Here is a 6893-nt window from a genome sequence, read left to right on the forward strand (position 1 = left end):
GCGGTCTGGCGGGCGTAACGGGTCATGCGCAGGCCTTGAGCCAGTCTTTGACCCGGGCTTCGGGATCGGCGTGCAGTGTGATGTCGGTGACGGCTGATACGATATCAGCCCCGGCGGCAAATGCGCCCTCTGCCCGCGCCACGCTCATCCCGCCGATGGCAACAAGGGGGGTATCGCCCACGCGGTCTTTCCAACGGCTGAGTTTTTCCACGCCCTGCCGGTGCCATTTCATCTTTTTCAAGATCGTTGGATAGATCGGCCCAAGGGCGATATAATCCGGTGTTAATGCCAGAGCGCGGTTCAATTCGGCGGTGTCATGGGTTGAAACACCCAGCTTCAACCCCGCTGCGCGGATCACTTCGATATCCGCCTCATCAAGGTCTTCCTGCCCCAAGTGCACCCAGTCGCAGCCCAGTTCGATGGCCAGTTGCCAGTGGTCGTTCACCACAAGCACGGCGTTGTGGCTGCGGCACAGATCACGCGCCTCTTGCAACTGTGTGCGCAAGGCGTCTTGCGGCTGGTCCTTGATCCGCAGTTGCACCATTTTGACGCCCAGCGGCAGCATCCGCCGCAACCAGGCGACATCATCAAAGATCGGGTAAAAGCGGGGCAGCTTCACAGGAACGCCTTTCCAAAAACCGGAGTGGACGGGGCCGCCATATCGCGCGGGTCCATGGGATCGGCCTGTGCGGCCAGCGCGCCCGCCTCAACCGCGCGGGCAAAGCCCTGTGCCATTGCGACAGGGTCGCCTGCCTTCGCCACGGCGGTGTTCACCAGGACGGCGTCGTAGCCCAGTTCCATTGCGTGGGCCGCTTGGGAGGGGAGGCCCAGACCGGCGTCTACAACCAAGGGCACATCCGGGAAATGCGCACGCAGGCTGCGCAGGCCATAAACATTGTTGAGGCCCAGACCCGTGCCAATCGGCGCGCCCCATGGCATCAAAACCTTGCACCCCGCCTCAACCAGCCGGTCGCAAAGCACCAGATCTTCGGTGCAATAGGGAAACACCTCAAACCCGTCGTCGGTCAGGTGTTGTGCCGCTTCGACCAAGCCAAAGGGATCGGGTTGCAAGGTGTCTGCGTGGCCGATGACCTCAAGCTTGATCCAGTTCGTTTCAAAGAGGTCGCGGGCCATTTGCGCGGTGGTGATGGCTTCGCGCACAGAATGGCATCCGGCGGTGTTCGGCAGGACTGCAACGCCCAAATCCTCGATCAGCGCCCAGAAATCCTGCCCGGCTTGCTCCCCGCCCGCCTCGCGGCGCACAGAAACGGTGGCGATCCCGGCGCCGGATTGGCGAAACGCCTCGGCCAGAATGGCAGGGGAGGGGTATTGCGCGGTGCCCAGCATCAGCCGGGATGTCACTTTGGTGTTGTAGAAGGTGGGCATCCTACCCTCCTTGCCGGGGGGCGACGATTTCGATCCGGTCGCCGTCATGCAGCGGCGTGTCAGCGCGCTGTGTTTTGGGCACAAAGCCCTCGTTCACAGAGGTGGCAACCTTGGCGTCGGCTTTGCCGAGTTGCTCCAAGAGTTGGGCCAATGTGGGCGCGTCGCTGTCCAGCGGGTCACCGTTGACGATGATCTTCATACCAAACCTCCGGTGTTGTGCCATCAAGCAGCAGGTCGGCTGTCATCCGCGCCAGGGCGGGGGCCAGCAGAAACCCGTGCCTGAAAAGGCCATTTGCGTAAATCCGGTCGCCCATCTGGCGGATGCGCGGCGCGTTGTCAGGAAAGGCGGGCCGCGCGTCGACGCCGATTTCCAGCAGCTCCGCCTCTGCGAACGCCGGGTGCAGGGCGTAGGCGGCGTTCATCAGTTCCATGATCGAGCGCACCGTCGCGCGAGTGCGGTCGCCGGTTTCTATCTGGGTCGCCCCCAGCATGAAGACCCCGTCGCCACGCGGGACGATATAAAGCGGAAACCGGGGGTGCAGCAGCCGAACCGGGCGCGACAGCGTCACATCCCGACAGCGCACCACCAGCATTTCGCCTTTGACGCCGCGCAGATCGGCCAGCGTATCGCGCGCGGCGAGGCCGCGGCAGTCGATCATCTGACCTTGCGCCTTGCCCTGAAATGTCACCCCGGTTTGCTCAAGGCGCTCATGCAGCGTGGTGAGGGTTTCGCGTGGGTTCAAATGGGCTTCATCCGGGAGGAACAGCGCCTTGGAAAACCGCTCCGCCAGATGCGGTTCAATCGCCCCAATGCCATCGCGGTTCAGGGTTTTGGCGGCCGGGGCGCGGCGCGCAAAGGTCGCCAGATCGCTGTGATCGCGCCCAAGTGCGACGACCAGCGTGCCTTGTTTATGGATCGTTGCGCCGTGGCGCTCCCACCACGCGGCAGCCTTGCGGCCCTGGCGCACGATATCTGGCTCTGCGCTAACCCCCTCACATTCGGGTGCCAACATGCCGCCGGCCCACCACGAACAGGCGTGCGCGCCGGGGACATCCTTGAGGTCAATCACGGTAACTTTTGCGCCGCGCGACGATAACTCTGTCGCCATTGCCAAGCCACAAACGCCGCCGCCAAGGATGGTGAACGGATCGCTCATGCCCATAGCTCGTGGAAGTGGTGCACCGGCCCGTGGCCCTGACCCACGTTCAGCTGATCTGCCGCCAGGATCGCTTTGTTCAGCCATGTGTGGGCACGCGCCACCGCGTCTGGCAGGGTGCGCCCCTGCGCCATAAAGGCGGCGATGGCGGAGGAAAACGTACACCCGGTGCCATGGGTGTTACGGGTGTTCACGCGCGGCGCGGCGAAGGACCGCGTGCCGGCAGAGGTGACCAGATGATCGGTGCAAATATCACCGATCCCATGCCCTCCCTTCATCACCACCGCGCCAACGCCCAAACCAAGCAGCGCTTGCGCCTGATCTTCCACCGCGCCGGAGCCAACAAGCTTGGCGGCTTCGGGCAGATTTGGCGTCAGAAGGGTCGCGCGGGGAAGCAAGTGGGACTTGAGCGCATCTATCGCGCTATCGGCCAGCAAAACGTCACCTGATTTGGCCACCATCACCGGATCAAGCACCACTGGGCCTTCAAAACCGCTGATGGCATCGGCCACGGCCTCGATCAGGGAGGGCGTGCCCAACATTCCGATCTTGATCGCGTCGATCTGAATGTCGCTCAGCACCGCCTTGATCTGCGCTGTCACAACCTCGTCAGGGATCGGATGGATCGCGCTCACGGCTTGGGTGTTTTGCGCGGTGACCGCCGTGATGACCGAAGCGCCGTAAACGCCTATCGCGGAAAAGGCCTTCAGATCAGCCTGAATGCCAGCGCCACCGCCTGAATCCGAGCCAGCGATCGTTAACGCCTTCGCTACCATATCACCGCCCTTGGCTTCTTGGGTGAGGACAATGAAAGGAAAGACGACCGAATACGGACGAGATGTCCGAACGCTGTTTCCTCCGCCGGTCCTAACCGGTTCAGGTTCAATGGGTTCGCGACAAGCGCATCTCAGCCCGCGTAAGGGCTCCCCAACAGGTATTTGGTCGTGTGTTAGATGGATCAGGCCGTTGCGTCAAACAGAATTAGATTGCGTTGGGCCGCTTGGTGGGATGCTCTGGCCGTTTGGTCCCGGCATCTGGTGGATCGGATCAAGGAGGCAACGATCTGGCTTTGATGCCTCGATTTTGCAGGGGTATTCTGAGGGCGGCGCGCTGGCTGTGGGCCTTTCACCTCGCACAGAGGCCTGTCTGCGAAACTGCCCCCAAATAGGGGCATTCATGCACGGTGCCGCACGGCCAGCCTTTGCGCCTGAAACCCGCCTTCGCGGCCCCCCATGCAAAGGGCCGCCCCGGTGAGGAGCGGCCCCTTTTTCGAGAGTTCAGAAGCGACGTTAGCCGATCAAGGCACCGTCGTCGCGGGTGACCACAACGATGGAAGAGCGGGGCAGGCCAGCGCCATCGGGCCAAGCGCCGCCGGGGTGCTGGATGCCCACGAACATGGCGCGCTTGTCTGCCGACCAGCAAAGCCCCGTTACCTCAGAGCCGTTTGGCCCGGTGAGGAAGCGGGCGATCTCACCTGTGGCGGGGTCGCCAACCAGCATCTGGTTGTTGCCCTGACCGGCAAACTCGCCTTCGTTGCTGTCATCGCCATCGGTCTGGATCCACACCAGGCCGTTGCTGTCAAACGCCATGCCATCGGGCGAGTTGAACATATTGCCCGCTGTCACGTTCTCGGAGCCGCCATAGCTGTTGGTCGGGTAAACCTCGGGGTTGCCCGCCATGACGAAGAGATCCCAATCAAAGCTGTCAGAGGCGTGGTTGTCTTCGCTCGGACGCCAGCGCACGATCTGGCCGTAGTTGTTGGTGTCACGCGGGTTGGGGCCGTTGGCGGGGGTTTCATCGCCGCCTGCATTGGGCTTCACGCCACGGTTCTTGTTGTTGGTCAGGCAGCAATACGCCTCGACCGCCTGGGTATTGGCGGCAACCCATTCGGGGCGGTCCATGGTGGTAGCTCCCACGGCGGATGCGGCCATGCGGGCAAAGATCAGCACCTCGGCCATAGAGGCCATGCCGGTGGTTTCAGGCGTCAGCGGCAGCCATTCGCCGGTGCCGTCATCGTTGAACCTGGCCACAAAAAGGGTGCCCTCATCGAGCAGGCCCTCGGTGGAGCCGCCGGGCGCCCATGTGCCAGTGGAAACAAACCTGTAAAGGAACTCGCCGCGCTCATCGTCGCCCATATACACAACCACATGGCCCTCGGGTGACAGCACGACTTCGGCGTTCTCATGCTTGAAGCGGCCCAGCCCGGTGTGCTTGATCGGGGTGCTATCAGGGTCGGTTGGATCAATCTCAACAATCCAGCCCACACGATGCGGCTCATTGGGGTTTTTCGCGGTATCAAAGCGGGCGTCATGCTTGTGATAATCATAGCCCCAGCCATCGGCACCAATGCCATAGCGGCTGTAACCGGCGGTCACCTGCTCGGGGAGGTCGGCGCCATCGCCTTCGGTGGAGCCGAAGTAGCCGTTAAAGTTTTCTTCGCAGGTGAGGTAGGTGCCCCAGGGCGTTTTGCCCGAGCCGCAGTTGTTCATGGTGCCAAGCGACAGGGTGCCTTCCGGGTCGGCCTTGGTTTTCATCAGGTCGTGGCCAGCGGCGGGGCCGGCAATTTCCATCGGGGTGTTGTGGTGGATGCGGCGGGTGAAGGGGCTGTCAACGACAACGCTCCAGCCGTTTTCGCCTTGGGCCACTTCCATCACCGTGACGCCTTGCAGGTTTTGCAGCTTCAGCACGTCATCGGCACTGGCCGGAGTGCCCTCTTGCGCGGCGGGCAGGTTGGTTTTGCGGTTGGTGTATTCGTGGTTCACCGCGATCAGCTCATGGCCCTGGTAAGAGAACAGCTCCATCCCGTCGGTGTTTTCGCCAAACACCCGGTCAGACCCGGCAACAGGGCCGCCCTCGGCCACATCATACCCTTCGCCGTCCGAAAACAGCGGATCACCCCAACGCACCAGCACCTCCGAGGTGTAGCCCTCGGGAACGTGGACAGCGCTATCGGTGGCAATATCGATCGGGGTGAAGGGGAAGCGGTTGGCCGCGCCCTCGGCGCGGGCCGCAGAGGTGGAGGACAACAGGCCCGCGCTCATCGCAACGGCGCCAGAGCCAAAGGCCAGTGCGCCGCCAAGGAAGCCGCGGCGCGAGACCGCCCGCTCAACCACGCGGTCAAAGTCGTTTTCCTCCGGGCGGGGGGAGTTGATTTCGTCCCAATCGTCGGCGGAGAGGGTGGTGAGGTCGATGTCTTTCATGGTCTGGCTCCCAGGCTGGTGCCGCGTCCCTTGCGGCTTTCATCGGCGCCACCGATAGGTGTGCGGGACATCGGTTTTGTGACGGTTGTGTAAAGCCTTTGTAACGGGGCCGGGGGGCGGTGGTTACCTGGCGGGGCTTTGGGCGAAAGCCCGCTCGAAGCTGCGTTTCAGCGCGACGTCAAGGTCATCCATGGTGACGGGCAGGCCCATATCAACCAGCGAGGTCACGCCATGGCCCGCGATGCCACAGGGCACGATGCCGGAAAAATGGCCAAGGTCCGGCTCAACGTTGATCGAGATACCGTGGAACGACACCCACTTGCGCAGCCGAATACCAATGGCGGCGATCTTGTCTTCGCGCGGGGTGCCATCGGGCAGGGGGGGCTTTTCGGGGCGGGGCAGCCAAACGCCAACGCGGCCTTCGCGGATTTCTCCATGCAGGCCAAACTCTGCCAAAGTGTCGATGACCCAGTGCTCAAGGCGCTGCACAAAGGCGCGCACATCGCGGCCCCGCTGATTGAGATCAAGCATCACATAGGCCACCCGCTGGCCCGGCCCGTGGTAGGTATATTGCCCGCCGCGTGCCGATTTATGCACCGGGAAGCGATTGGGGGTGAGCAGGTCTGCCGCCTTGGCGGAGGTGCCGGCGGTATAGAGCGGCGGGTGCTCGACCAGCCAGATCGCCTCATCGGCCTCGCCCGCGTGGATCGCGGCGGCGCGGGCCTCCATGAAAGCGACGGCCTCCTCATAGCCGGTGAGGCCGGGGGTGGTGATCCACTCAACCATCGGCTTGAGGCGCGCATTGCCGCGCCGCCGCGCGGGTGCTTGCGTTTTTGGTGCTGTCTGCCAGCCGCGTCAGAGCCATCGTTCTCACCTTGAGCCGTTTGCCCCTTACATAAGCCGCTTCGCGCAGAAGTGCCACGAGGGGGCCGGGTTTTCAGCCGCCAGAAGGGGAGATTCTGTGCAAGCTGCGCGGCGCTGGCAGCGAAATGGTGCGGTCGGCATATCCTTGAGCAGAAAGCGGCGACGAAAGGTGCATTTTAGCCCTTGAGCCGAACGCGCCCATGGTCTAGGTAGCCGCTCACCAAGCCAAGATATGCGGTCGTGGCGGAATTGGTAGACGCGCAGCGTTGAGGTCGCTGTGGGGTAA

Annotated in this window: 7 protein-coding genes and 1 riboswitch; all 7 genes read right to left on the bottom strand. The window is 63.0% G+C overall.

Going from position 1 to position 6893, the window contains the following annotated elements; all coding sequences use genetic code 11:
- Nucleotides 1-22: 22 nt before the first annotated feature.
- Nucleotides 23-619: a thiamine phosphate synthase gene (locus P1U55_RS01365; protein ID WP_301045672.1), complete on the bottom strand. Its 597-nt coding sequence runs from the start codon at nucleotides 617-619 to the stop codon at nucleotides 23-25.
- Nucleotides 616-1386 carry a thiazole synthase gene (locus P1U55_RS01370; RefSeq protein ID WP_301045673.1) on the bottom strand — a complete coding sequence of 257 codons (771 nt, stop codon included), beginning with the start codon at nucleotides 1384-1386 and terminating at the stop codon, nucleotides 616-618. Before P1U55_RS01370 ends, P1U55_RS01365 begins: the two co-directional genes overlap by 4 nt.
- A gap of 1 nt (nucleotide 1387) precedes the next feature.
- Complete coding sequence (gene thiS / locus P1U55_RS01375) at nucleotides 1388-1585, bottom strand: sulfur carrier protein ThiS (RefSeq protein ID WP_301045674.1); 198 nt, start codon at nucleotides 1583-1585, stop codon at nucleotides 1388-1390.
- Complete coding sequence (locus P1U55_RS01380) at nucleotides 1563-2543, bottom strand: FAD-dependent oxidoreductase (protein WP_301045675.1); 981 nt, start codon at nucleotides 2541-2543, stop codon at nucleotides 1563-1565. Before P1U55_RS01380 ends, thiS begins: the two co-directional genes overlap by 23 nt.
- Nucleotides 2540-3319 carry a bifunctional hydroxymethylpyrimidine kinase/phosphomethylpyrimidine kinase gene (thiD, locus tag P1U55_RS01385; protein ID WP_301045676.1) on the bottom strand — a complete coding sequence of 260 codons (780 nt, stop codon included), beginning with the start codon at nucleotides 3317-3319 and terminating at the stop codon, nucleotides 2540-2542. The genes P1U55_RS01380 and thiD overlap by 4 nt, the downstream gene beginning before the upstream one ends.
- Nucleotides 3320-3379: 60 nt before the next feature.
- Nucleotides 3380-3483: riboswitch (TPP riboswitch) on the bottom strand.
- Between the two features lie 349 nt (nucleotides 3484-3832).
- Nucleotides 3833-5743 (bottom strand): PhoX family phosphatase, encoded by a 1911-nt coding sequence (locus P1U55_RS01390; protein WP_301045677.1) that lies wholly within the window; start codon nucleotides 5741-5743, stop codon nucleotides 3833-3835.
- A 123-nt stretch (nucleotides 5744-5866) separates the two neighbouring features.
- On the bottom strand, nucleotides 5867-6529 hold the full coding sequence (gene lipB / locus P1U55_RS01395; protein ID WP_301045678.1) for a lipoyl(octanoyl) transferase LipB: 663 nt from the start codon (nucleotides 6527-6529) through the stop codon (nucleotides 5867-5869).
- Nucleotides 6530-6893: the final 364 nt, after the last annotated feature.

Origin of the sequence: Vannielia sp., from assembly GCF_029212645.1 — a bacterium.
Classification (GTDB): Bacteria; Pseudomonadota; Alphaproteobacteria; order Rhodobacterales; family Rhodobacteraceae; genus Vannielia.